Source organism: Rahnella inusitata (assembly GCF_018288855.1).
GTDB lineage: Bacteria > Pseudomonadota > Gammaproteobacteria > Enterobacterales > Enterobacteriaceae > Rahnella > Rahnella inusitata.
The window spans coordinates 3,451,922-3,477,435 of record NZ_CP065024.1 but is presented as its reverse complement, the minus strand read 5'-3'; the positions used below and the strand labels follow the sequence as shown (position 1 = coordinate 3,477,435).

Below are 25,514 nucleotides of genomic sequence, written 5' to 3'. Positions count from 1 at the left end.
CTGCCCAAATGGACAGGCCATTTTGTGGAGCCTTATGAAAACCCATCTCATTACCGTCACGGCGTTCAGCCAAAATTGCTCACTGATTTGGTGTACTAAAACCAATCAGGCCGCGCTTGTCGATCCGGGCGGCGAAGCAGCCAAAATCATCCGCGAAGTCTCTGCTCAGGGCGTACTGGTCACGCAAATTCTGCTGACACATGGTCATCTTGATCACGTTGGTGCTGCCGCGGAACTGGCTGCACATTATCAGGTGCCGGTGATTGGGCCTCATCCAGAAGATCAATTCCTGCTGGATGCACTGCCAACGCAAAGCCAGATGTTCGGATTAGACCACTGTGACCCGCTGACGCCTGATACCTGGCTGGAAGAGGGCGATCATGTCAGCGTGGGCGAAGAGAAACTTTCCGTGCTGCATTGTCCCGGACACACGCCGGGCCATATCGTTTTCATCAATGATAAAGCGCGTTTAGCCGTTTCCGGTGACGTGATATTTAAAGGTGGCGTTGGCCGTAGTGATTTCCCGCGCGGTGATCATCAGGCGCTGATCCATTCGATCAAAACCAAATTGTTGCCGCTTGGCGATGACATCGTGTTTATCCCAGGTCACGGGCCGATGTCAGATTTTGGTTATGAACGTAAAACCAACCCTTTCCTGCAGGATGAATTACCGGTCTGGTGATTTATTTTGCGCCTCAGGAACAGCAAAAAGCCCGTCAGTTTCCTGACGGGCTTTTTTAATGGAGCAGCGTTGCTTATGTTTTACAGCACAGCGACGATGGCTTCACACAGCGGTGCCATGTTATCTAGCGTAATACCGGCCACGTTAATGCGTCCTGAGTTCACCGCGTAAACCCCGAATTCATCACGCAGACGCAGAACTTGATCTTTGGTCAGGCCGCTAAATGAGAACATACCATTCTGATTGATGATAAAGCTGAAATCCTGTTTAGCGCCTTTTTCCTGCAAGGTTGTGACGAACAACTGGCGCATGCGGTGAATTCGTTGACGCATGTCGCTCAGTTCCTGCTCCCACAGCGCGCGCAGTGACGGGTTACCCAGTATGGTCGCGACGACGGCTGCGCCGTGTGCCGGTGGGTTAGAGTAGTTTGCACGGATAACGGATTTCACCTGGCTAAACGCGCGGTCAGCGGTTTCGGCATCAGACGCCACAATCGTACAGGCACCCACTCGCTCGTTATACAGACCGAAGTTTTTCGAGTAGGAGCTCGCGACCAGCAATTCTTTGTGTTTTGCCACGAAAAGACGCAGGCCACCGGCATCTTCTTCCAGACCTTTCGCAAAGCCCTGATAGGCGAAGTCAAACAGCGGCAACCAGCCTTTCGAGACGGACAGCTCCGCCAGCTGTGACCACTGTTCCTGTGTAGGATCGATACCGGTTGGGTTATGGCAGCAACCGTGGAACAGCACTACATCGCCCGCTTGTGCTTCACTCAGGCTCTTAAGCATACCGTCGAAATCAAGGGAGTGATTCTGCGCGTCATAATAGTTGTATTCAGCCACTTCCAAACCTGCAGCATTAAATACGCTTTTATGGTTCGGCCAGCTTGGGTTGCTGACCCACACCCGTTTGGCGCTGGTTTGGGTGGCGATAAAATCTGCTGCGATACGCAGTGCGCCGGTGCCGCCGGGAGTTTGAGCAGTGCGGGCTCGTTTTTCAGCGATCACTGCGCTGTCTTTGCCAAACAGCAATTCCTGTGTGCAGTGTGCAAAATCAGGCAATCCGTCGATGCTCAGATAGGTTTTGGTCGTTTCATTTTCCAACAGGAATTGTTCGGCTTTCTTCACGCTGGCCAGAACCGGCGTTTTACCTGTCTCATCTTTATAAACACCAATCCCAAGATTGATTTTATCAGAGCGGTCGTCAGCGCGGAAAAGATCGGAAAGGCCCAGAATCGGGTCGGCAGGTGCTGCAGTGATTTTTTCAAACATGTTGGAAACTTCCATTAGCCTGATAGTACGAAAGAGGCCTTAAGGGTAACGCCAGAGCGCGCGTTTTGCCAACCGTTTGCGGGAAAAAGTAAGCAGAGTTGTGAGGGCGGATCCGAGATTAAAATATTTTATGAAAAGGGCATGGAAAAGGGTGTTTTTAAGAAATCAGAAATGCAAAAGGCAGAGCCGAAGCTCTGCCTTGATATCCACTTTGATGCGCCCGTAAGCGCATCGTTAAGCGATATTAGAACTGGTATTGCAAGCCAACACCCACAGTGTCGTCGGTGCTGCGACCGGCGGCTTTGGTGTAGCTGTTGTCGTCCAGCAGGTTGATTTTGTAATCAACGTAGGTAGACATGTTTTTGTTGAAGTAGTAGTAAGTACCAACTTCTACGTATTTAACCAGGTCAGCATCGCCGCCAGCGTAGGTTGCGCCGTTGTCGCTGAAGCCGTTCAGCTGCTTGCCTTTAGACTGCAGGTAAGCGATGGATGGACGCAGACCGAAGTCGAACTGGTACTGTGCAACCACTTCGAAGTTCTGAGTTTTGTTAGCAATCGCATCTGGGTTGCCGTAATCGGTGGTGTTACGTGATTCACCGTAGAAGGTTGCCAGGTACAGGTTGTTAGCGTCGTATTTCGCGCCGAATGCGTATGCGTCAGCTTTGTCGCCGTTACCGTCAGCTTTCTGAGTAGAGGTACGGTTAGAAGAGAAGTAAGCACCAGTCAGGCTAACACCAGAGTTGCCCAGTGCGTATGCAGCAGAAGTACCCCAGCCGTCGCCGTTGGAGTCAACTGCGCCACGACCGTCACGACCTTCGTCGTTTTTGCCCTGGTACTGTACAGCGAAGCTCAGGCCGTCAACCAGACCGAAGAAGTTGCTGTTACGGTAAGTTGCCATGCCATTACCACGACCAACCATGAAGTTGTCGTTGTTCTGGTACATGGTGTCATCGCCAAAGATTGGCAATTGGTCGGTGTAGGACATTACGTCGTAGATTACGCCGTAGTTACGACCGTAGTCGAATGAACCTGCATCACCGAATTTCAGACCTGCGAAGCCCAGACGAGTTTTGTTGCCTTCGTCGCCAGCGCTTTCTGCATGGTTAGCCTGAACGTTGTATTCCCACTGGCCGTAACCGGTCAGTTGGTCAGTAATTTGAGTTTCGCCTTTGAAGCCGAAACGAACATAGGTCTGGTCGCCATCATCACCAGCGTTGTCAGAGAAGTTATGGCGTGCGTCAACTTTACCGTACAAATCCAGTTTGTTGCCGTCTTTGTTATAGATCTCTGCTGCATTAGCTGCACCAGCGACTAACAGAGCTGGGATTACTACTGCAAGAATGTTGCGCTTCATCATTATTATTACCCTCATTGGTTTTATTCGGACACCTGCCACTGCCGTCAATAATTCTTTGGGGAACTATTCATGAAAGTTTGGTGTCTCCTGTGTCTGAACGCACTATTCCATCCGAGGTTCGCTTAATCTACAGCGAAAATGCTACTAAATTACTAAATATGTTTCAGCGAGAAAGAATGTATTACAAAATGTGTATTTTAGGGAGCTTTGTGACGGGGATCTATTTTTAAAAATGACTAAGGCCAGCAATGCTGGCCTTAGTTTTGTAAAGTTTTTGTTAATTAAAAATAGTTTAATTAATTAGAAGGTTGCATTACGTGGTGTGCGCGGGAACGGAATTACGTCGCGGACGTTCTGTACGCCGGTGACATAGGCGACTAAACGTTCAAAGCCCAAACCGAAGCCGGAGTGTGGCACAGTGCCGTAACGACGAAGATCGCGATACCACCAATAATCTTCAGTTTTAAGTCCCATTTCAACCATTCGCGCGTCCAATACATCCAGACGTTCTTCACGCTGAGAACCCCCGATAATCTCACCGATGCCAGGCGCTAATACGTCCATCGCCGCGACGGTTTTACCATCATCGTTCAAACGCATGTAGAAGGATTTGATATCCTTCGGATAGTTTTTCACTACCACCGGCGCTTTGAAGTGTTGCTCAGCAAGATAACGTTCGTGTTCTGAAGAAAGATCCACACCCCACGAAACAGCGTTCTCAAACTTCTGACCGCAATTCATTAGGATTTCTACTGCTTCAGTGTAATCCACCTGCGCGAAATCAGAGGTTACAAAACGCTCAAGGCGGGCAACCGCATCTTTGTCTACGCGTTCAGCAAAGAAAGCCATATCGTCTGAACGTTCGTTCAACACGGCCTGGAAAACATATTTCAGCATGTTTTCAGCCAATGATGCGATATCGTCCAGTGTGGCAAAGGCCACTTCCGGTTCTACCATCCAAAATTCAGCGAGGTGACGGCTGGTGTTGGAGTTTTCTGCACGGAAGGTCGGGCCGAAGGTGTACACCTTGGACAATGCACAGGCGTACGCTTCACCGTTCAGCTGACCAGAAACGGTCAGGAAGGATTCTTTACCGAAGAAGTCTTCGCTGAAATCGATCTCGCCTTTGTCAGTACGCGGCAGGTTTTGCAGATCCAGCGTGGACACGCGGAACATCTCACCAGCACCTTCGGTATCGGAAGCTGTAATCAGCGGCGTCGACACCCAGAAGTAGCCGTTTTCATGATAGAAACGGTGAATTGCCTGAGACAGGGTGTTACGCACGCGTGCCACCGCGCCAATCAGGTTGGTACGCGGACGCAGGTGTGCCACTTCACGCAGATATTCAATACTGTGACGTTTAGCCGCCATCGGATATGTATCAGGATCATCCACCCAGCCGACGACTTTAATCGCAGTCGCCTGCAGCTCAAAGCTCTGGCCTTCGCCAGGGGAGGCGACAACAGTACCTGTCACTTCAACAGAACAGCCGGTCGTCAGATGCAGAACCTCATCCTGATAATTGGGCAGAGAATTATTGACGACGGCCTGTAATGGATTAAAGCAGGAGCCGTCATAAACGGCGAGGAATGAGATACCAGCTTTAGAATCTCTCCGGGTACGTACCCAACCGCGTACGGTGACTTCACTGTCAACCGCAGCACGGCCTTGCAGTACGTCGACTACAGGCACAACGCTCATAGATTTCTCTCTTTCTTTATATACAGATGTTGACTAAGAAATAATGGACACCCTGTAAAAAGGGATTTTGCTATGTTACTTAGCCTTTCTCAGGACACAAGCAGAAATCAACGTCGTGGTGTAAGAATTGTCAGGCAGGGGCGGGTATACGCGAAAATTATTGAGTGAATGAATGAAAGCCGAGCAAATTGAATATCATCTATATAAGGAAGGAAATACGCGGGATAAAAAATCAGCAAAGCGCCGGAGGTCATTTCCCGGCACTTTGCGGCAGATCAGGAGGCTTTTTTGACCAGTGGCAGATCAAATGCTTTGCGCAGCGCTTTCACAAACGCTTTATCCTGACAGATGGTTTTTCCCGGACTGTCGGAAAGTTTCGCCACTGGCTTACCATTACACTGAACCAGTTTGATGACGATATTCAGCGGTTTCACACCGGGAATATTACAGGTCAGGCGCGTACCGATGCCGAATACTAAATTCACCCGCTTGTGGAAATGGCGATATAAATGCAGTGCCTTATCCAGGTCGAGATTATCGGAGAACACCAGCGTCTTAGTCATCGGATCAATATCCAGTGCGTGATAATGCGCGATGGCTTTTTCACCCCACTCAAACGGATCCCCTGAATCATGGCGCAGACCCTGATACGCGTTCGCGAATTTCGGTCCGAAATCACGCAGGAAAGCATCCATGGTTATGCAGTCAGTCAGGGCGATACCGAGCTGATCAGGGTACTCATCCAGCCAGGCCTGTAGCGCCGCGCGCTGACTGTTGGCCAGCACCGGGCTGATTTGCTGATGCGCCTGAAACCATTCATGTGCCTGCGTTCCGACCGGTGCCAGTTGCAACTTATGGGCGACATCGTAGTTGCTGGTACCGACCAGATAAGGGAATTCACTTTTCAGTGTGCTGACAATCGCTTCCTGCACCTCGCCCGAGAAACGGCGGCGTGTGCCAAAATCCATCAGCCGGAAAGCGGAAAGATCGATATCAGAGGCCTGCTCATTAAAGCTGACCAGATTTTTACGCAGCTGTTCGACCGCCATTTGCGCCGTGATTAGCGGTGAACGATGGCGATGTACCACTTCACTGATAACCGCCAGCAGCGGCACTTCCCACATGATGACTTCACGCCACGGCCCTTCGATGCGCACATGCAAATGGCCGTCGCGGTTGGAAACGGTGACGTGTTCCGGGTTATAGCGGAACGTTTTCAGCCAGCTGAGATAGTCCTGTGTAAAGAAAGGCAGCCCGGAGAGGTAGGTGAACTCATCGTCGGTCAGCGCCAGTTCGCTCATCAACTGGATTTGCTGACGGATTTCACCGGCGTATTCGCCCAGCAGTTCATCACCGCGGCAACGGAACTCGGCCACCACGCTGATACTGTGATAACGATGGAAAACCGCTTGCTGCATATGAAGCTTGTAGGCATCGGTATCTAACAGCGAAGTCAAAATCGGGGAGGCGTATGGAGTCATAGCGCTTTACAGCATCCTCGTCAGAAACTGAGTGTTTGAACACAAACAACCGTTCCGTAATAAAAACGTTCTGAATAAAACAGCAAAAGTCTGTGAAGTATACCGTAATATCCCGCCAAAGAACCCTCATCACATCATAATTGTCCGTGACGGGTCGAGGCCAAAATGTGCTCACAGGCGGGGTGTACGGTGATTTGCGCTAATTTACGCAATAAATAAGGCACAAATTGATTACATTTGGTGAGGCGGATCAGTCCTCCTGGTGGACAGCGCGAACAAAATTCTGTGTTTTGGTTGAAAGGTGCGCATACGAACTCACAACCTTGCAACAATCTGGGATTTCCTGATGCCTGTGTTAGAGTTTAGAGAGAAAGTATGAAGGTCGCGTCAGGTTCTGTGCAGCCCTGTGCTGATGACAGGAACACCCTTCAACGCCATAAATCGTCATCACCATAAACTATGAAAACGCCAAAAGGTTTTTTATGACTCAACTGCCGCAAGCCAAGTTCCGCCACGATTACCGTGCGCCGGACTACACCATCACGGATATCGACCTTAATTTCGAGCTTGATGCACAAAAGACGGTCGTGACGGCCATCAGCCAGATCAAACGTCTGGGCGCAGAAGGGGCTTCCCTGACGCTCAACGGTGAAGACCTCCAGCTGGTCAGTCTGAAAATCAACGGTCAGGACTGGCCGAAGTATCAGTTACAGGAAGGCACTTTGGTGATCGACGGCCTCCCGGAAGCATTTGAGCTGGCGATTGTTAACGAAATTCATCCGGCGAAAAACACCGCGCTGGAAGGCCTATACCTGTCCGGCGACGCGCTGTGTACCCAGTGTGAAGCCGAAGGTTTCCGCCACATTACCTATTATCTCGACCGCCCTGATGTGCTGGCGCGTTTCTCCACCCGCATCGTGGCCGATAAAGCCCGCTATCCTTACCTGCTGTCTAACGGTAACCGTATCGACCAGGGCGAACTGGAAGACGGCAAGCACTGGATCAAATGGCAGGATCCGTTCCCGAAACCTTGCTACCTGTTTGCGCTGGTGGCGGGTGATTTCGACGTGCTGCGCGATACCTTTAAAACCCGTTCAGGCCGCGATGTGGCGCTGGAGTTGTTTGTTGACCGCGGCAATCTTGATCGCGCCGGCTGGGCGATGGAATCCCTGAAACAATCCATGAAATGGGACGAAACCCGTTTCAATCTGGAATACGATCTCGACATCTTCATGATTGTCGCGGTTGATTTCTTCAATATGGGCGCGATGGAAAACAAAGGCCTTAACGTCTTTAACTCCAAATACGTGCTGGCAAAAGCCGAAACCGCCACCGACAAAGATTACCTCGGTATTGAAGCGGTGATCGGCCATGAATACTTCCACAACTGGACCGGTAACCGCGTGACCTGCCGCGACTGGTTCCAGCTGAGCCTGAAAGAAGGTTTGACCGTTTTCCGCGATCAGGAATTCAGCTCCGATCTCGGATCGCGCTCGGTTAACCGTATCGATAACGTCCGCGTCATGCGTGGCGCACAGTTTTCTGAAGATGCCAGTCCGATGGCGCACCCGATCCGTCCGGATAAAGTCATTGAAATGAACAACTTCTACACCCTGACGGTGTATGAGAAAGGTTCTGAAGTTATCCGCATGCTGCACACCCTGCTGGGCGAAGAGAAATTCCAGGCCGGTATTCAGCTGTATTTCGAACGTCATGACGGCAGCGCAGCGACCTGTGATGATTTCGTGCAGGCAATGGAAGATGCGTCCAATGTCGATTTGTCGCTGTTCCGCCGCTGGTACAGCCAGTCCGGTACGCCAGTCCTGACCGTGCGCGACGACTATGATGTTGAAAAACAGCAGTACACGCTGACCGTCAGCCAGAAAACGCCGCCGACGCCAGATCAGACCGAAAAGCTGCCGCTGCACATCCCGCTGGATATCGAGCTGTATGACCCACAGGGCAACGTCATTGCATTGAAGCAGGATGGTCAGATTGTCAGCAACGTGCTCAACGTGACCGAAGCTGAGCAGACTTTCATCTTCGAAGACGTGGAAGCGCCGCCGGTGCCTTCTTTATTACGTGAATTCTCCGCGCCGGTGAAACTCGATTACAAGTGGGGCGATCATCAGCTGACCTTCCTGATGAAGTACGCGCGTAACGATTTCGCCCGCTGGGATGCGGCTCAAAGCCTGCTGGCAATTTACATCAAGCTGAACGTCGCGCGTCACCAGCAAAAACAGCCATTGTCCCTGCCGCTGCACGTGGCAGATGCGTTCCGCGCGGTATTGCTGGATGAGAACATCGATCCGGGCCTGGCGGCGCAGATCCTCACGTTGCCGTCGGATAACGAGATTGCCGAGCTGTTCGACATTATCGATCCCGAAGCGATAAGCGCCGTGCATGAAGCGATTACCCGCTGTCTGGCCACCGAAATGGCCGATGAGTTCCTTGCCGTTTACAACGCTAACCGTCTGCCGGGCTACCGCGTGGTCCATGAAGATATCGGTAAACGTACCCTGCGTAACACCTGCCTGCGCTATCTGGCCTTTGCCGATGTGACGCTGGCCGATCAGCTGGTGAAAACTCAGTTTGAGCAGGCAGACAACATGACCGATTCTCTGGCCGCGATGTCTGCGGCGGTTTCTGCGCAACTGCCTTGCCGCGAGGCGCTGATGGCGGCTTACGATGAGCGCTGGCATCACGACGGTCTGGTGATGGATAAATGGTTTATCCTGCAAGCCACCAGCCCGGCTGCCGACGTCCTGCAGAAAGTACGTTCATTACTGAATCACCGCTCGTTTAGCATGGGCAACCCGAACCGCGTACGTTCTTTGATTGGCGCATTCGCTTCTGCCAATCCTTCTGCGTTCCACGCAGCGGACGGCAGCGGTTATCAGTTCCTGACCGAAATGCTGACGGATCTGAACACCCGTAACCCGCAGGTGGCGGCACGTATGATCGAGCCGTTGATTCGTCTTAAACGTTACGATGCAGGCCGTCAGGCGCAGATGCGCAAAGCGCTGGAACAGCTGAAAGGGCTGGAAAATCTGTCCGGTGATTTGTTCGAGAAAATCACCAAAGCGTTAGACGCATAATCAAAAAACAGAAATGACAAAGGGCGATGGAAACATCGCCCTTTTTACATCCAAAGATCTCAAAAATACGTTATCGCTGCGCCCGTTTCGCCTCCAGTGAAACCGTCGGCGCAGGCTGTGGCGTCAGAACGCGCTCCAGCACTTCGGCTTCCAGCTCTGCCAGTCTTACCGACCCCTTACGGCGTGGGCGCGGCAAATCTACCGTCAAATCCATCCCAATCTGCCCCTGATCAATAAGGATCACCCGGTCGGCGACCGTTACGGCTTCACTGACATCATGCGTCACCAGCAGCACGGTAAAATCATGCTGCTGCCACAGGCGTTCGATCAAACTTTGCATTTCGATACGCGTCAGGGCATCCAGTGCGCCGAGCGGTTCATCCAGTAACAACAGGCGTGGACGATGGATTAACGCACGCGCCAGCGCCACACGCTGTTTTTGTCCACCTGACAGTGCCGAAGGCCATTCATCGGCGCGATCCGCCAGTCCGACCTCTTCCAAAGCCGCCAGCGCGGCTTCACGCCATTTGCCTTTTAAGCCCAGCCCGACGTTATCGATCACTTTCTTCCACGGCAGGAGACGGTCATCCTGAAACATCAGCCGCGTATCGTCACGCACCTGACTGAGCGGGGCGCTGGCGCTGAGCAGTTCACCCTGCGTGGTTTTTTCCAGACCGGCGAGCAGGCGTAATAACGTACTTTTTCCGCAGCCGCTGCGGCCAACCACCGCCACGAACTGGCCGGGCGGAATGCGCAGATTGATGTCATTGAGCACGGCGCGGTTGCCGTACTTTTTAGTGATGCCGGAAAGCGTAACCGGCGTGCCTTGCGGGATACGTGCAGGGGCGCTCATGCGGCGTCTCCTTGTTTTTTCTGATAAGCGGGGTGCCAGCGCAGCCAGACACTTTCCAGCTGGCGGGCTAAAATATCGGCCAGTTTGCCAAGGATTGCGTACAGCACGATGGCGACCACGACGACGTCAGTTTGTAAAAATTCGCGCGCATTCATGGCCAGATAACCGATCCCTGAATTGGCAGAAATGGTTTCAGCGACGATAAGCGTCAGCCACATGAACCCGAGCGCAAAGCGGACGCCGACCATAATCGACGGCAGCGCGCCCGGTAACACCACCTGAATGAACAACGGGAAACCGGATAAACCATAGCTGCGCGACATCTCCAGCAGGCCGCGGTCAATATTGCGGATGCCGTGATAGGTATTGAGGTAAATCGGAAACAGCGTTCCCAGGGCGACCAGGAAAATTTTGGCGGTTTCATCAATGCCGAACCACAAAATCACCAGCGGGATCAGCGCCAGATGGGGAATATTGCGCAACATTTGCAGGGAACTGTCGAGCAGGCGCTCGCCCCAGCGGGAAAGCCCGGTGATAAAGCCGAGCAGCAAACCCAGGCTGCCGCCGATAGCAAAACCGGTCAGTGCGCGGAAGGTGCTGATTTTCAGGTTTTGCCACAGATCGCCACTCTTCGCCAGTGTCCAGAACGCCTCGACCACCGCGCTGGGCGCGGGAAGAATGCGGTTGGATAACCAGCCCGCTTCGACGGCAAGCTGCCAGCCGCCGATCAGCGCCACCGGTACAATCCATGGCAAAATACGGTCTAACCAGCGTTGTGATGAGGTCATGTCTGTTCTCCTTAATGCTGGCTGGCGACTTTTTTGTTGGCAAAGTCGTGAGCAACCAGTTCACCGCGCGGCAAAATAGCTTTCTTCACCACCTGCTCATCTTCTGGTTTCGCCAGGTCCAGATGCGGGAACAGCAACTCGCTGACGCGGTAGGCTTCTTCCAGATGCGGATAACCGGAGAAAATAAAGGTGTCGATGCCCAGATCGGCGTATTCCTGCATACGTGCCGCCACGGTTGGACCGTCGCCTACCAACGCAGTGCCTGCGCCGGTGCGTACCAGGCCGATGCCAGCCCAAAGATTCGGGTAGATTTCCAGTTTGTTGCGATCGCCGCCGTGCAAAGCCGCCATACGGTGCTGTCCAACGGAATCAGTTTTGGCAAATGCCGCCTGTGCGCGTTGAATGGTTTCATCATCAATGTTGGCGATAAGGCGGTCGGCGGCCTGCCAGGCTTCTTCATTCGTTTCGCGCACAATCACGTGCAGACGGATCCCGAAGCGCACCGTACGACCATGGGCAGCGGCTTTCGCACGAACCTGATCAATTTTTTCTTTCACCGAAGCCGGTGGCTCGCCCCATGTCAGATACAACTCGACCTGTTCTGCCGCCAGATCCTGCGCTTCCTCAGACGAACCGCCGAAATACAGCGGCGGGCGAGGGTACTGAACCGGCGGATGCATCAGGCTCGCGCCTTTAACCTGAATGTGTTTGCCTTCGTAATCCACCGTTTCGCCTTCCAGCACGCGACGCCAGATGCGGGTGAATTCGGCAGAGGCTTCGTAACGCTCTTTGTGATTAAGATGAAGACCTTCAGCGGCCAGCTCAGCCGGATCGCCGCCGGTCACCAGATTAAACAGCGCGCGGCCACCCGACAGCCGGTCGAGCGTTGCCGCCTGACGCGCCGCCAGCGTCGGGGAGATAATCCCCGGACGCAGCGCCACCAGGAATTTCAGCCTCTGGGTAACGGAAATCAGTGAGGCGGCTACCAACCATGAGTCTTCGCATGAACGGCCAGTAGGCAACAGCACGCCGCCGAATCCTAAGCGGTCGGCCGCTTGTGCGATCTGTTGCAGATAACCGTGGTCAACGACGCGCGCACCTTCTTCAGTGCCTAAATAGCGACCGTCGCCGTGGGTAGGTAAAAACCAGAATACGTTAAGACTCATAGGGTTACTCCTCTCTCGTTCGTTTCCGCTCGTGGGTGGCGGTTAAATAGTCGGATATTCAGTTCGCTTGTACTGTCGGTTTCCAGATGCGGTCTTTGATTTCGACCTGCTTTGGCAAAATATGGTTTTCGTAGAACAGATCGGCGGTTTGCTGCTGGCGCTTTTCCGTTTCAGCACTGACGGGCGTGATGGGCAAATCCGGCAGATGATCCAGATACGACGCCACCACTTTTTCCGGCAGGCCCATCGACTGGGAAAGCAGCTTGATGCTCTGGTCGCGATCGGTTTTGGTCAGCGCATTCGCCTGCGTTAACACCGTCAGAACCTGCTGGATAAACTGCGGATTGGCTTCGGTATATTTTTTCGGCGCAAGATAGAAGGAACCGGTCTGATGCAACGATGAACCGTCCGCCAGCACCCGGACATTTCCCTGAACCTGTGCGGCGGAGTAGTACGGATCCCAGATGGCCCAGGCATCGACGTCATGCTGCTGGAAGGCCGCGCGCGCATCGGCGGGCGTCAGATACACCGGCTGGATATCGCTGAGCTTAAGCCCCGCCTGTTGCAGGGCGCGGATCAGTAAATTGTGCGAGCTGGAACCTTTCTGGAAGGCAACTTTATGACCTTTCAGATCGGCGACGCTTTTGATCGGGCTGTCGTTATCGACCAGAATGACTTCTGCTTTTGGCTTTGGCGGTTCCGAGCCGATATACAGCAAATCTGCGCCCGCTGCCTGCGCGAACAGCGGTGGCAAATCACCGGTGCCGCCTAAATCAATACTCCCGACGTTGAGTGCTTCGAGAATCTGCGGTCCCGCAGGGAATTCGATCCAGGTGATTTTGGTATCGGGAAAACGCGTTTCCAGCAGTTTGTGCGATTTCGCCAGCACCAGTCCGACAGATCCTTTTTGGTAAGCGATGCGCAGCTGCTCCGGCGCTTTTTCTTCTGCTCCGGCGTACGCGCTGAGCAGAAGGCTGGTCAGCAAACCGGCAACTACCGGCAGGCGGCGTAGTGATGACAAGGAGAATGACGCAGTCATGGTGAATTCCTTTTTAGTCAGACGCGCAAAACTTGCGCTGAAAGAGAGGCTGCGGAGTTCGCAATAGGCCGGCGGCGGCTGAGTGCCAGATAAAAGTTTTCCAGGGATTCGTTCAGGCGCCCGGCAAGGGCCGGGTCCAGCGTCGCAGGGAAGGTGTGATAATCGGTAATCAGGCTGTCATCGGCGAACACACCCTGCAAAACCTCCTGCGCTTTCAGCGAGGCGAGGACCGGCTTGAGGGCATAATCCACTGCCAGCATGTGGCCGATAGAACCGGCAGTCGCCAGCGGCAGTACAACTTTGTGGTCGAGTGCGCGTTCAGGCAGTAAATCCAGCAGCGTTTTCAGTGCGCCGGAAAACGACGCTTTGTACACCGGCGTGGCGACGATCAATCCGTCTGCGCTCGCCAGTTCGGCAATCAGTTGCTTGAGCTGCGGGCTGGAGAAATTTGCGAATAGCAGATCATCAGCGGAGAAATCCTGAAGATTGTAGGTAAAAACTTCCACACCACGGCTTGCCAGCCACTGGTGGCTGAGCGCCAGCAGGGAAGAAGAGCGGGACGGCTGTCGGGGGCTGCCTGCCAGGGAAATAACGCGCATGTTTATTCTTCCTTATAACAATATGTTATAGAACCATCATTTTTCTTAACAAAGTGAATTAAAACTAGCAGGCAACGCAGTGGGAGCGGAAATCTCAATTTTGGCTATTCATAGTCACAAAACGGATAAAGAAGGCAGCCAGGCAGGCGCAGGGGGAAACACAGAAGGACGTAAAACGTGAATCGAAAGTAAATAGAAAGTAATCGTTTGCGCATAAACGCATTTATTGCCACAAATGGCCGGTTATCGTTTCCAATTGGCCGACGGTTAGTCGATAATACCGCCCCGTCTAGCCACCGGGAATCCAGGAGTCTCCATGTATTATCCTCTTGTCAGGAAAGCACTGTTTCAGCTCGATCCAGAGCGCGCCCACGAGTTAACCTTTCGTCAGCTGAGCCGCATTTCCGGCACTCCCCTTGAATTTTTGATCCGCCAGTCTGTCCCAACCAAGCCTGTCAGCTGCATGGGATTATCTTTTAAAAACCCATTAGGTCTGGCCGCGGGTCTGGATAAAGACGGCACCTGTATTGATGCGTTTGGCGCAATGGGCTTTGGATTTGTGGAAGTGGGCACCGTTACGCCGCGTGCGCAGGACGGAAATGATAAGCCCCGTATATTCCGTATTGTTGAAGCAGAAGGCCTGATTAACCGCATGGGCTTTAATAACCACGGCGTCGATAATCTGGTCAATAACGTCAAGAGATCCCGTTTTGGCGGTATCATCGGCATTAATATTGGTAAGAATAAAGATACCCCGGTTGAGCAAGGTAAAGATGATTATCTGACCTGTATGGAGAAGGTATATCCGCATGCGGGCTATATTGCGGTGAATATTTCATCGCCAAACACGCCGGGATTACGTTCGCTGCAATACGGTGAAGCGCTGGATGATTTACTGGCGTCGATCAAGAATAAGCAGCTTGAACTTCAGCAGCGTCACCAGAAATATGTCCCGGTTGCCGTGAAGATCGCACCGGATCTTTCACAAGAAGAACTGATCCAAATAGCCGACAGTCTGGTGCGTCATAATATGGATGGCGTTATTGCGACCAACACAACGCTCGATCGCAAACTTGTTCAGGGACTTAATTATTGCGAACAAGTGGGTGGCCTCAGCGGACGTCCGGTGCAGCTGCGCAGTACAGAAATCATCCGCATGTTGTCGAATGAATTACAAGGTCGTCTCCCTATTATTGGCGTCGGCGGGATTGATTCTTTAACCGCAGCGCGCGAAAAAATGGCGGCGGGTGCGTCTTTAATTCAAATATATTCCGGATTTATCTTCAAAGGCCCGCGTCTTATCAAAGATATTGTTACCCATATCTAATCTTTTTCATCCTCAGGACGAGTCAGGGGTTTATTTATCAACCCGGCTCGTCTATATTTTGTCCACTGACCTTAATTAAGACTCAGGATTTGTCTGATTTCTTTTCATTATAAAAAATTCTATTCTTAACGGAGTAGCAGGTAATGAAGTCAGATTGGCGGGCATTGAGGGTGAACAGGATGACGAAATGAAAATCAAACCAGATGATAATTGGCGTTGGTATTTTGATGCTGAACATGACCGGCTGATGCTGGATCTGGCCAATGGCATGATTTTTCGTTCCCGTTTCCCGGCTAAAATGTTAACGCCTGACGCGTTCGGCGATATGACATTTTGCGTTGATGACGCCGCGTTATATTTTGATTTCGAAGAGCAATGTAAACAGATTAAACTCGGGGCCGAGCAACGCGCCGAATTAGTATTAAACGCCTTGGTCGCTTATCGCTTCTTAAAACCCCTGATGCCTAAGAGCTGGCATTTCAGTCAGCAGGTTCATCCTTTCCAGCCAGGTAACGGACAGCTTGCCCAGGTGCAGGTGATGGAAAGCGGTGAGCAGGCCACATTACTGATTGTGGAATCCGGTGACAATGCCAGCCTGTGCCTGCTGGCGCAGGAAAGGCTGACTGTGGCCGGGCGCGGAATGGTTCTGGGTGATGCGATTAAGATTATGCACGATCGTCTGATGCCAGCCGTTGTCCGCACCAGCCATCGCGACCTGTACGATCAGGCGGTTTAATCCTTTATCTTTTGGGTTGAATCAAATATTGATAAAGCCGCCTGACCTTCCTGCCAGTTTCAAATATTCTAGCCGAGCACGATGTCTGATGCCGGAATACAGCTGCATGCCAAAATCGTCCCGTCTTTTCCCACTGCGCTTTCTTTGAGCGGCGAAACCTGCCCGTTTTGTAGCGTCATTTTACAGGCTCCACAAATTCCCGCCCGGCAGGAATAAGGGATGCGTAACCCCTGTAACTCAAGCTGTTCAAGTAAAATCTGCTGATTGTTGCCGGTAAATTCGGTGCCCTGATAATTAATTGTCAGAGCCTGTGCGCTGCCTTTAGGTGCTTCAATGCTTTCTACCACGTCACCGGCGCCATAAGGGCGGGGTGGTCTGGTGGCCAGCACCTCAACGTTATCGCCTGCGCGTATCACGCTGGTATTACGGGCAATCATGTTCTGACCGAAATCAACATCGCCATCGCTGGCCGTACGGTAACTTTGCAGCGTTTTCAGCGGTTCACCGCCGGGATGCTTGCGCCCCTTCTCAATGCTGACCGTCGTGAAAATACAGCGACTACAGGGTTTGACCAGATCGAAAATAACCTCGCCGATCCGGATCGTCTGCCAGGTATCTTCGGCATAAGCCTCAGCGCCGCTGACCACAATGTTCGGGCGAAATTGCTCCGTTCTGACGCCGACCGGACAGCGACCTTGTAAATCCAGCATGGAGGCTTCATTAATCAACAGATACGGGAATCCGTCGGCAAACGACAGTGGCACGTCAGGGTGTTTTTTTACCCGACGGGTCGGTTCTTCGCCAACCCAGCGCAGTTGCACCTCACGCTTTAAATAACCACTTAACCAGCGATTTACCGGTTCTGGCGCGATGAGTGAGGTAAACTGATTGCCCCAGACTTCTGTCGGCGCGTTCTGACCATTGAATTCAGCGAATTTGACACTGATGCTGTCGCCTTCTGGTGCGGCAATCATCAGGCCATCGGGTAACAGAACCGGGGTGAACAACACCAGATTCGGATACTGCCGGGCAGTAATAAACATGCCCTGAGGATCCGTCAGCATAAACTGGCGGTCAAACGCCAGACCCGTCGCCGTGACCAGCGCATGTGAAACTTGCAGGCCGCGCATGGATTTTATCGGGTGAACAAATAAACGTGAAAGAATGGGCACTTAATATCGCCTCTCTGATTTTTGATCCTAAAAGAGAACCAGAGACTTTATGACAAGCGCTCGGGATTAGCTATAATGCGCAACTATTTTATTTTTGGTGATATGTCGATATGAACTCTTTGTTTGCCAGCACGGCGCGTGGACTGGAAGAACTGTTAAAAAGCGAACTGGAAACGCTGGGTGCGCAAGCCTGCAAAGTTGTGCAGGGAGGGGTGCATTTTGAAGGTGACGATCGCCTGATGTATAAAAGCTTGCTGTGGAGCCGTCTGGCTTCGCGCATCCTTCTGCCTCTGAACGAATTCAAAGTCCACAGTGACTTAGACCTGTATATGGGCGTGATGGCGATCGACTGGCCGGAAATTTTCAGCGTCGATAAAACCTTCGCGGTCCATTTCAGCGGCCTGAACGACGAAATTCGCAACAGTCAGTACGGTGCACTGAAAGTCAAAGATGCCATCGTTGACAGCTTTACCCGCAAAATGGACGAACGTCCTAACGTCGCGAAGCAGTTGCCTGACATCCGCGTTAACGTCTTCCTGCAACGTGACACCGCCAGCGTGGCGCTGGATCTGAGCGGCGAAGGCCTGCATCAGCGCGGCTACCGTGATCTGGCCGGACAGGCACCGCTGAAAGAAAACCTCGCAGCCGCGATCGTGATGCGTTCCGGATGGCAGTCGGGCACACCGATGCTGGATCCGATGTGTGGTTCCGGTACTTTGCTTATCGAAGCGGCCATGATCGCCGCCGATCGCGCGCCGGGCTTGCATCGCCCGCACTGGGGTTTCACGGGCTGGAATAAATTTGATACCGAACTGTGGCGTGAACTGACAACGGAAGCGCAGGTACGCACCCGCCGCGCCGTGCAGGAAACCACCTCGCGTTTCTTTGGCTCTGATATCGACCGTCGTGTGATCGAGATGGCGCGCTCCAACGCCCGTCGTGCGGGTGTTTCAGAGTTGATCAGTTTCGAAGCCGCTGAAGTCGGTAAACTGGTGAATCCGTTACCTGAAGGCCCGACCGGCACCGTCATCAGCAACCCGCCATACGGCGAGCGTCTGGAAAGTGAACCGGCGCTGATTGCGCTGCATAACCAGCTGGGCCGCATCATGAAGATGCAGTTCGGCGGCTGGCAGCTGTCTCTATTCAGCGCATCGCCTGAATTGCTGAGCTGCGTGCAATTGCGCGCCGACCGCCAGTTCAAAGCGAAAAATGGCCCGCTGGAATGCGTGCAGAAAAACTATCAGCTGTCGGAAAATCCGACCGGCGCTGCGGGCGTGCAAATGGCTGAAGATTACGCCAACCGTCTGCGCAAGAACGTCAAAAAGCTGGAAAAATGGGCCAAACAGCAGGGGATCGAATGTTATCGCCTGTATGACGCCGATTTGCCGGATTACAACGTGGCCGTCGATCGCTATGGCAGCAAAGTCGTGGTTCAGGAATACGCACCGCCAAAAACGGTTGATGCGCAAAAAGCCCGTCAGCGTCTGTTCGACGTGATAAATGCTACGCTCTCCGTGCTGGATGTTTCATCCAGCCAGCTGGTGTTGAAAACTCGCGAACGTCAGAAGGGCACCAACCAGTACGAAAAATTGGCGCAGAAAGGTGAATTCCAGCTGGTTGAAGAGTTTAATGCCAAGCTTTGGGTGAACCTGACCGATTATCTCGATACCGGTTTATTCCTCGATCACCGCATCGCGCGTAAAATGCTGGGCGAGATGAGTAACGGTAAAGACTTCCTTAACCTGTTTGCTTACACCGGCACCGCCAGTGTCCATGCGGGTCTGGGCGGCGCACGCAGCACTACCACCGTAGATATGTCCCGTACTTATCTGGAGTGGGCGGAGAAAAACTTGCGCGTTAACGGCCTGACCGGTCGTCAGCATCGCCTGATTCAGGCGGATTGCCTGTCTTACCTCGGCATGTGCGACGAACAGTTTGACGTGATCTTTATCGATCCACCGACGTTCTCTAACTCCAAACGCATGGCCGAAAGTTTCGACGTTCAGCGCGATCATCTTTCATTAATGAAAGATCTGAAGCGTATCCTGCGTCGCAACGGTACCATCATGTTCTCCAACAATAAGCGCGGTTTCCAGATGGATCTCGACGGACTGAGCAAGCTGGGTCTGAGCGCGAAAGAAATCACCAGCCAAACCCTGTCACAGGATTTCGCCCGTAATCGTCAAATTCATAACTGCTGGCTGCTGTCCCATGCTGGCGAGGAAAAATAAAGTTTATGTCGTTAATTAGTATGTCAGGTGCCTGGCTGTCATTCAGTGACTCGCCGCTGTTGGATAACACCGAATTGCACATTGAGCCAAACGAGCGCGTTTGCCTTGTTGGCCGTAACGGCGCCGGTAAATCGACGCTGATGAAAATTCTGAACCGCGAAGTGCCGCTTGATGACGGGCGCATCGTGTACGAACAGGATCTGATTGTGGCGCGTCTGCAACAGGATCCGCCACGTAACGTTGCCGGTACCGTGTTTGATTTCGTCTCTGAAGGCGTATTTGAGCAGGCTGAGCATCTGAAGGCCTATCACGCCATTTCGCATCTGGTCGAAACTGACCCGAGCGAAAAGAACATGAACAAACTGGCGCAGGTGATGGAGATCCTCGATCATCAGGGCCTTTGGCAGCTCGACAGCCGGATCAACGAAGTGCTGTTGAAACTGGGGCTGGATGCGGATACCGAATTGAAATCTCTGTCCGGCGGCTGGCTGCGTAAAGCTGCGCTGGGCCGTGCACTGGTCAGCGCGCCGCAAATCTTGTTGCTCGACGAACCGACCAACCACCTGGACATCGAGAGTATCGCGTGGCTGGAAGACTTCCTGAAAGAGTTTCAGGGCAGCATCATCTTCATTTCCCATGACCGTTCTTTCATCCGCAATATGGCGACCCGGATTGTCGATCTCGATCGCGGCAAACTGGTGTCCTATCCCGGCAACTACGAAGCTTACCTGCTGGCAAAAGAAGAAGCGTTGCGTGTTGAAGAACTGCAAAATGCTGAATTCGACAAGAAACTGGCGCAGGAAGAAGTCTGGATCCGTCAGGGCATTAAAGCGCGTCGTACCCGTAATGAAGGCCGCGTTCGTGCTCTGAAAGCGTTGCGTAAAGAGCGTTCAGACCGTCGTGAAGTGATGGGCACCGCCAAAATGCAGGTTGTTGAAGCCTCAACGTCCGGCAAGATTGTCTTCGAAATGGAAGATGTCAGCTACGCGATTGCCGGTAAGCAGCTGGTAAGCCACTTCTCTGCACAAGTCATGCGCGGTGATAAAATTGCGCTGGTAGGTCCGAACGGCTGTGGTAAAACCACGTTGCTCAAACTGATGTTAAGTCAGATTCAGGCCGACAGCGGCCGCGTTCACTGCGGTACCAAGCTGGAAGTGGCTTACTTCGATCAGCATCGTGCCGAACTTGATCCTGAACGTACCGTGATGGATAACCTTGCCGAAGGTAAACAGGAAGTCATGGTCAATGGTCGTTCCCGCCATGTGCTGGGTTACCTGCAGGACTTCCTGTTCCACCCGAAACGCGCAATGACGCCGGTGAAAGCGCTGTCAGGCGGCGAACGTAACCGCCTGCTGCTGGCTAAATTGTTCCTGCGTCCAAGCAACCTGTTGATTCTCGATGAACCGACCAATGACCTGGATGTGGAAACGCTGGAGCTGCTGGAAGAGATGATCGACAGCTATCAGGGCACCGTGATGCTGGTGAGCCATGACCGTGAGTTCGTCGATAACTCGGCGACAGAATGCTGGATTTACGAAGGCAACGGTGTGATCAATAGCTATGTGGGCGGCTATTTTGATGCGCAGCAGCAGCGCCGTAACCAGAAGCCAATCCGTCAGGTTGCGCCGACCGAAAGTAAGCCGTCTGCACAACCTAAAGCAGAACCGGCCAAACGCACGGCGAACAAGCTCAGCTATAATCAACAACGTGAGCTGGAACAATTGCCTCTGCAAATCAGCACACTGGAAGAGAAAATTGAAGCACTGCAACAGCAGATGAGCGATGCGAACTTCTTCACACTTCCTCATGAAGAAACTCAGCAAGTGCTTGCCGCTTTCGCTGCGGCAGAGCAGGAATTAGAGCAGGCGTTCGAACGTTGGGAAGCGCTGGAAGCGCAGAAAAACGGCTAACACTGTACGCTTATCGGTAACCGGTCTAATGGATAACCGGTTGCCGATATCTTTGGCCTTTCCGCTATTGAGGAGTCGATTGTGTGTTCTGATGCCCATGGCCCGCACATTTTATGCCCCCAATGCGACATGCTGGTGGCAATACCTGGTCTGCATATCGGGCAAAAAGCCGTGTGTCCCCGTTGTCATACAACGCTGACAACCCGCTGGAATGAACCACGCAGACGTCCTGTCGGTTACGCAATCAGCGCCTTATTTATGCTGGTGCTGGCCAACCTTTTCCCCTTTGTTAACATGAATGTTGCCGGACTGAGCAGCGAAGTCACGCTGGTGCAGATCCCGCAGGTATTGGTGTCAGAAGATTACGCCAGTATGGCATCACTGTTTATGATCGTGGTGCAGCTGCTTCCGGCAATCTGCATGATGTCGATCATCATCCTTTATCAGGGGATGAATATTCCCGTCCACTGGAAAGTCAGTATCGCCCGCACCCTGTTCAGGCTGAAAAGCTGGTGCATGGTGGAGATTTTTCTCGCCGGCGTTCTGGTCAGCTTCGTGAAACTGATGGCCTACGGTGACGTGGGAGTCGGTACCAGTTTCATCCCTTATGTCCTGTTTTGTTTACTGCAACTGCGCGCCTTCCAGTGCACCGATCGTTTCTGGCTATGGCAGCACATCGAGCCAGCGCCGGCGGTGGAGCAAGCGGTTCGCGTGGGTGAAAGCGGTCTGCGTCAGGGACTTCGCTCCTGTCACTGCTGCATGGCGATTTTGCCGGTCGATCAGAGCGAGTGCGGGCGTTGTAAAAGTAAAGGACACGCACGGCGTAAGAACAGCCTGCAATGGACGATGGCGCTGCTGGTCACTTCAATTTTGTTATATCTCCCGGCGAATTTGCTGCCAATTATGATCACGCAGGTATTGGGAACCCCGATGCCTTCGACGATCATGGCAGGTGTCGTACTGCTGTGGAGTGACGGTTCGTACCCGGTTGCCATGGTGATTTTTATCGCCAGTATCATGGTGCCGACTTTAAAAATGATTGCTATTGCGTGGCTATGCTGGGACGCAAACAGCAATAAAGAAATCGACCGTGAAAGGTTGCATGTGATTTATGAACTGGTTGAATTTGTTGGCCGCTGGTCGATGATCGACGTGTTTGTAATTGCGGTACTTTCTGCGCTGGTAAGAATGGGGCAGCTCATGAGTATTTATCCGGACATCGGCGCGCTGCTGTTTGCTGGCGTCGTCATCCTCACTATGTTCGCTGCAATGACGTTTGACCCAAGGCTCATTTGGGATCGTGCCGGAATGAAGTCTACAAAGGAGCCACAAGATGGCAGGAAATAATATGGCAGAGCATGACGGAACTGCCAAAGTAGAAAAGATTAAACGCTGGTCACCAGTGTGGATTGTCCCGATTGTCACTGCGCTGATCGGGGCATGGATCCTGTTTTACCACTACAGCCATCAGGGACCGGAAGTCACTCTGATCACCACGACGGCGGAAGGGATTGAGGGCGGGAAAACCACCATCAAAAGCCGAAACGTCGATGTTGGTAAAGTAGAGTCCGTGACGCTGAGCGAGAACCTGCAGCAGGTGATCATCAAGGCGCGTCTGAACACCGGTATGGAAAAAATGCTGCGTGATGATTCGGTGTTCTGGGTGGTGAAACCGCAAATCGGCCGCGAAGGTATTTCCGGTCTGGGCACATTGTTGTCCGGGGCGTATATCCAGCTACAACCGGGCAATAAAGGCGGCGAAAAATCAGAATATAAACTTGATGACTCTCCGCCGCTGGCCTCGCCGGATGCTAAAGGTATCCGCGTGGTTCTCGAGAGTGAACGCTCTGGTCAGCTTAGCCCCGGTGACCCTGTGCTGTTCCGTGGTTTCCAGGTAGGTACGGTTGAAACCAGCCACTTTGATCCGAAAGCCCGTAATATCAAATATCAGCTGTTCATCCGCGCGCCGTACGACACGCTGGTATCTGACAATGTTCGCTTCTGGAAAGACAGCGGCGTGAACTTTGACATGTCAGCCGCCGGTATGCGTGTAGAAATGGGTTCGCTGACCACGTTGTTTAGCGGTGGCGTCAGCTTTGATATTCCTAATGGCTGGACGCAGGGCCAGGAAGCGAAAAACGGCGATAACTACCAGCTGTTTGACGATCAGAAAAGTATTCAGGAATCGCTGTATACCCGCCACATGGATTACGTGATGTTCTTCTCTGATTCTATTCGCGGCCTGCAACCGGGTGCACCGGTCGAATTCCGTGGCATCAGGCTCGGTACGGTTTCAGAAGTACCTTTCCCGATCAATGCGCTGAAACAGCAAATCGCGAACGACTATCGTATTCCTGTTCTGATCCGCATTGAACCGGATCGTTTTGCACAGTTGCTCGGCAGCGATTTCAACATTGCCGATCATATTCGTGATGGTATCTCGCAGGGACTGCGTGCCTCGATGAAATCAGCCAACTTGCTGACAGGTTCGATGTATGTCGATCTGGATTTCTATCCGAATGAAAAACCGTGGAAAGGGCCGCTGGAAGTTGCCGGACATAAACTGCTGCCGACCGTGAGTGGTGGATTCGCGCAGATCCAGCAAAAACTGATGACCACGCTGGATAAAATCAACAATCTGCCGATCGAACCTATGCTGCGTGAAGCCACCAGTACGCTGGCCGAAAGTCAGAGAACGATGAAATCCACGCAGAAAACCATCGAGTCTCTGAATGCGATTGTCAGCAGCAAAGAGATTAAGGCGCTACCTCAGGATATGCAGCAGACGCTGATCCAGCTTAACCGCAGCCTGAAAGGCTTCCAGCCGGGTTCACCTGCGTACGGCAATCTGGTGGGCGATATGCAAAGTCTTGATAAGACCTTGCGCGAGCTTCAGCCGGTGCTTAAAACGCTGAACCAGAAAAGTAACGCTCTGATTTTCGCCGCCCCAGGGCAAGATGATCCTCAGCCGAAGAAGGCCAAATAATGAAAAAATGGATACCCGTCGTCTTAGCATTATTCCTGACTGCCTGTAGCAGCAGTGACCAGAAAACCTACTATCAGTTGCCTGTGCTGAGCAGCGCACCGGCAGCGGGCAGCGTGTTGTCATCCGGCATGGTGGAGCAGCGTAAGCTGTGGGTTGAGCACGTGAGCGTGGCTGATTATCTGGCAGGGTCGGGGCTGGTGTATCAGACCAATGATGTGCAATACACGCTAACGCAAAATAACCTGTGGGCCAGCCCGCTGGATCAGCAGCTTCAGCAATCACTGGTGACTTATCTGCGCCGGGATTTGCCCGGCTATCTGGTTTCAGGTCAGCCAGCCAGTTCTGACGATCAGGATGTGCTGAATGTGAACGTCACCGGTTTCCACGGCCGATATGATGGCATCGTCGTGGTAAGTGGTAGCTGGACGCTGACTCGACAGGGGCAGACCGTTCAGCGTGATTTTGCACTGAATCTGAAACAGGGTGAAGACGGGTATGACGCTCTGGTCAGAACCCTGGCGACCGGATGGCAGCAAGAAGCAAGCCAGATAGCCGCACAGGTCAGATAAAAAACTTTTAAGCTTAATTTTATTTAAGCTAAATAATAAAAATCCCGGTTTCTGAATTTCAGACGCCGGGATTTTTTATTTGTGATCAGCCAGATGTGAATCCTGAGACGCGATTTATTTGCGCGCAATCCGATAAAATATCTCAAATTTATGACATTGGCGTGAATTTTGAGCATTGACCTCGTTTGCGATAACGGCTATTTGTTAGAGGTGGACGCAGAAGCGTACCACTGTTTTCTTTCCACCTAGACCTGAATAAATGAGGGATATAAGGCATGAAGAGACAAAAACGCGATCGCCTGGAACGGGCACAATCACGTGGTTACCAAGCAGGTATCGGCGGGCGCTCAAAAGAGATTTGCCCCTACCAATCATTAGATGCCCGATCACATTGGCTCGGGGGTTGGCGACAAGCCATGGAGGTCAGGGCTGTAAACGCTTAAGCGACAGCTCTGTCAGAATAAGGAACGACCTCCGCTGCGCGCGGAGGTTTTCGTTTGCAGGGCCCGGTTGACGCAGTCACGATTCCCGTCAAAGTGTTCTCAATA

General features: G+C 52.6%; 20 protein-coding genes. 10 read left to right on the top strand and 10 right to left on the bottom strand.

Going from position 1 to position 25,514, the window contains the following annotated elements:
* Positions 1–34: 34 nt before the first annotated feature.
* Positions 35–682, top strand: a complete 648-nt coding sequence (locus tag I2123_RS16410; protein ID WP_112166331.1) for an MBL fold metallo-hydrolase — start codon at positions 35–37, stop codon at positions 680–682.
* An 80-nt stretch (positions 683–762) separates the two neighbouring features.
* Here the strand turns inward: I2123_RS16410 and I2123_RS16405 are convergent, their stop codons facing one another.
* The 4 genes from I2123_RS16405 to pncB all read right to left on the bottom strand — a co-directional run bounded on the left by I2123_RS16405 (position 763) and on the right by pncB (position 6,492).
* A complete protein-coding gene (locus I2123_RS16405) occupies positions 763–1,953 on the bottom strand; it encodes an amino acid aminotransferase (protein WP_112166329.1) in 1,191 nt (396 codons plus the stop codon).
* Positions 1,954–2,197: 244 nt separating this feature from the next.
* Positions 2,198–3,310, bottom strand: a complete 1,113-nt coding sequence (gene ompC, locus I2123_RS16400; protein ID WP_112166327.1) for a porin OmpC — start codon at positions 3,308–3,310, stop codon at positions 2,198–2,200.
* A gap of 300 nt (positions 3,311–3,610) precedes the next feature.
* Positions 3,611–5,011 carry an asparagine--tRNA ligase gene (gene asnS / locus I2123_RS16395; protein WP_112166325.1) on the bottom strand — a complete coding sequence of 467 codons (1,401 nt, stop codon included), beginning with the start codon at positions 5,009–5,011 and terminating at the stop codon, positions 3,611–3,613.
* A 275-nt stretch (positions 5,012–5,286) separates the two neighbouring features.
* Positions 5,287–6,492 (bottom strand): nicotinate phosphoribosyltransferase, encoded by a 1,206-nt coding sequence (pncB, locus tag I2123_RS16390; RefSeq protein ID WP_213051031.1) that lies wholly within the window; start codon positions 6,490–6,492, stop codon positions 5,287–5,289.
* A gap of 482 nt (positions 6,493–6,974) precedes the next feature.
* Here pncB and pepN point away from each other — a divergent pair, with 482 nt between their 5' ends.
* Complete coding sequence (gene pepN, locus I2123_RS16385; protein ID WP_112166321.1) at positions 6,975–9,590, top strand: aminopeptidase N; 2,616 nt, start codon at positions 6,975–6,977, stop codon at positions 9,588–9,590.
* Between the two features lie 70 nt (positions 9,591–9,660).
* Here pepN and ssuB read toward each other — a convergent pair whose 3' ends face one another.
* From ssuB to ssuE, 5 genes are read right to left on the bottom strand one after another with little or no spacing between them, the layout of a single operon-like run.
* Positions 9,661–10,443 (bottom strand): aliphatic sulfonates ABC transporter ATP-binding protein, encoded by a 783-nt coding sequence (ssuB, locus tag I2123_RS16380; protein WP_112166319.1) that lies wholly within the window; start codon positions 10,441–10,443, stop codon positions 9,661–9,663.
* Complete coding sequence (ssuC, locus tag I2123_RS16375) at positions 10,440–11,231, bottom strand: aliphatic sulfonate ABC transporter permease SsuC (RefSeq protein WP_112166317.1); 792 nt, start codon at positions 11,229–11,231, stop codon at positions 10,440–10,442. The genes ssuB and ssuC overlap by 4 nt, the downstream gene beginning before the upstream one ends.
* A gap of 11 nt (positions 11,232–11,242) precedes the next feature.
* Positions 11,243–12,397 (bottom strand): FMNH2-dependent alkanesulfonate monooxygenase, encoded by a 1,155-nt coding sequence (gene ssuD / locus I2123_RS16370; RefSeq protein WP_112166315.1) that lies wholly within the window; start codon positions 12,395–12,397, stop codon positions 11,243–11,245.
* A gap of 58 nt (positions 12,398–12,455) precedes the next feature.
* Positions 12,456–13,436 (bottom strand): sulfonate ABC transporter substrate-binding protein, encoded by a 981-nt coding sequence (locus tag I2123_RS16365; RefSeq protein ID WP_274611813.1) that lies wholly within the window; start codon positions 13,434–13,436, stop codon positions 12,456–12,458.
* Positions 13,437–13,453: 17 nt separating this feature from the next.
* Entirely contained in the window at positions 13,454–14,035 is a 582-nt protein-coding gene (ssuE, locus tag I2123_RS16360) for an NADPH-dependent FMN reductase (protein WP_112166311.1), read from the bottom strand.
* A 316-nt stretch (positions 14,036–14,351) separates the two neighbouring features.
* Between ssuE and pyrD the strand changes: the two genes are divergently transcribed.
* Together pyrD and I2123_RS16350 are read left to right on the top strand one after the other, a co-directional pair.
* The gene (gene pyrD, locus I2123_RS16355) at positions 14,352–15,362 is read left to right on the top strand and encodes a quinone-dependent dihydroorotate dehydrogenase (protein ID WP_213051030.1); all 1,011 of its coding nucleotides are present in this window, start codon (positions 14,352–14,354) and stop codon (positions 15,360–15,362) included.
* Positions 15,363–15,549: 187 nt separating this feature from the next.
* Positions 15,550–16,098: a cell division protein ZapC gene (locus tag I2123_RS16350; RefSeq protein WP_112166653.1), complete on the top strand. Its 549-nt coding sequence runs from the start codon at positions 15,550–15,552 to the stop codon at positions 16,096–16,098.
* Between the two features lie 68 nt (positions 16,099–16,166).
* Here I2123_RS16350 and I2123_RS16345 read toward each other — a convergent pair whose 3' ends face one another.
* Positions 16,167–17,270, bottom strand: coding sequence for a YcbX family protein (locus I2123_RS16345; RefSeq protein WP_213051029.1), 1,104 nt, complete (start codon positions 17,268–17,270; stop codon positions 16,167–16,169).
* A gap of 110 nt (positions 17,271–17,380) precedes the next feature.
* On the opposite strand from I2123_RS16345, the gene rlmKL reads away from it, so the two are divergent.
* From rlmKL to rmf, 6 genes are all read left to right on the top strand, one after another.
* The gene (rlmKL, locus tag I2123_RS16340; protein WP_213051028.1) at positions 17,381–19,501 is read left to right on the top strand and encodes a bifunctional 23S rRNA (guanine(2069)-N(7))-methyltransferase RlmK/23S rRNA (guanine(2445)-N(2))-methyltransferase RlmL; all 2,121 of its coding nucleotides are present in this window, start codon (positions 17,381–17,383) and stop codon (positions 19,499–19,501) included.
* A 5-nt stretch (positions 19,502–19,506) separates the two neighbouring features.
* Complete coding sequence (locus tag I2123_RS16335) at positions 19,507–21,411, top strand: ABC transporter ATP-binding protein (protein ID WP_112166304.1); 1,905 nt, start codon at positions 19,507–19,509, stop codon at positions 21,409–21,411.
* A 78-nt stretch (positions 21,412–21,489) separates the two neighbouring features.
* The gene (gene pqiA, locus I2123_RS16330) at positions 21,490–22,758 is read left to right on the top strand and encodes a membrane integrity-associated transporter subunit PqiA (protein WP_414060266.1); all 1,269 of its coding nucleotides are present in this window, start codon (positions 21,490–21,492) and stop codon (positions 22,756–22,758) included.
* Entirely contained in the window at positions 22,745–24,397 is a 1,653-nt protein-coding gene (gene pqiB / locus I2123_RS16325; protein ID WP_112166299.1) for an intermembrane transport protein PqiB, read from the top strand. Before pqiA ends, pqiB begins: the two co-directional genes overlap by 14 nt.
* Positions 24,397–24,966 (top strand): membrane integrity-associated transporter subunit PqiC, encoded by a 570-nt coding sequence (pqiC, locus tag I2123_RS16320; protein ID WP_213051026.1) that lies wholly within the window; start codon positions 24,397–24,399, stop codon positions 24,964–24,966. The genes pqiB and pqiC overlap by 1 nt, the downstream gene beginning before the upstream one ends.
* A gap of 275 nt (positions 24,967–25,241) precedes the next feature.
* Positions 25,242–25,409, top strand: a complete 168-nt coding sequence (rmf, locus tag I2123_RS16315) for a ribosome modulation factor (protein WP_112166295.1) — start codon at positions 25,242–25,244, stop codon at positions 25,407–25,409.
* Positions 25,410–25,514 lie beyond the last annotated feature (105 nt).

Bases quoted from the DNA above. Each gene is read 5' to 3' on its own strand.
- ssuB (WP_112166319.1), bottom strand. From the start codon at position 10,443: ATGAGCGCCCCTGCACGTATCCCGCAAGGCACGCCGGTTACGCTTTCC.
- rlmKL (WP_213051028.1), top strand. From the start codon at position 17,381: ATGAACTCTTTGTTTGCCAGCACGGCGCGTGGACTGGAAGAACTGTTA.
- I2123_RS16350 (WP_112166653.1), top strand. From the start codon at position 15,550: ATGAAAATCAAACCAGATGATAATTGGCGTTGGTATTTTGATGCTGAA.
- ssuD (WP_112166315.1), bottom strand. From the start codon at position 12,397: ATGAGTCTTAACGTATTCTGGTTTTTACCTACCCACGGCGACGGTCGC.
- asnS (WP_112166325.1), bottom strand. From the start codon at position 5,011: ATGAGCGTTGTGCCTGTAGTCGACGTACTGCAAGGCCGTGCTGCGGTT.
- I2123_RS16365 (WP_274611813.1), bottom strand. From the start codon at position 13,436: ATGACTGCGTCATTCTCCTTGTCATCACTACGCCGCCTGCCGGTAGTT.
- pepN (WP_112166321.1), top strand. From the start codon at position 6,975: ATGACTCAACTGCCGCAAGCCAAGTTCCGCCACGATTACCGTGCGCCG.
- I2123_RS16410 (WP_112166331.1), top strand. From the start codon at position 35: ATGAAAACCCATCTCATTACCGTCACGGCGTTCAGCCAAAATTGCTCA.
- pqiC (WP_213051026.1), top strand. From the start codon at position 24,397: ATGAAAAAATGGATACCCGTCGTCTTAGCATTATTCCTGACTGCCTGT.
- ompC (WP_112166327.1), bottom strand. From the start codon at position 3,310: ATGATGAAGCGCAACATTCTTGCAGTAGTAATCCCAGCTCTGTTAGTC.
- pqiB (WP_112166299.1), top strand. From the start codon at position 22,745: ATGGCAGGAAATAATATGGCAGAGCATGACGGAACTGCCAAAGTAGAA.
- I2123_RS16405 (WP_112166329.1), bottom strand. From the start codon at position 1,953: ATGTTTGAAAAAATCACTGCAGCACCTGCCGACCCGATTCTGGGCCTT.
- ssuE (WP_112166311.1), bottom strand. From the start codon at position 14,035: ATGCGCGTTATTTCCCTGGCAGGCAGCCCCCGACAGCCGTCCCGCTCT.
- rmf (WP_112166295.1), top strand. From the start codon at position 25,242: ATGAAGAGACAAAAACGCGATCGCCTGGAACGGGCACAATCACGTGGT.
- I2123_RS16335 (WP_112166304.1), top strand. From the start codon at position 19,507: ATGTCGTTAATTAGTATGTCAGGTGCCTGGCTGTCATTCAGTGACTCG.
- pyrD (WP_213051030.1), top strand. From the start codon at position 14,352: ATGTATTATCCTCTTGTCAGGAAAGCACTGTTTCAGCTCGATCCAGAG.
- pncB (WP_213051031.1), bottom strand. From the start codon at position 6,492: ATGACTCCATACGCCTCCCCGATTTTGACTTCGCTGTTAGATACCGAT.
- ssuC (WP_112166317.1), bottom strand. From the start codon at position 11,231: ATGACCTCATCACAACGCTGGTTAGACCGTATTTTGCCATGGATTGTA.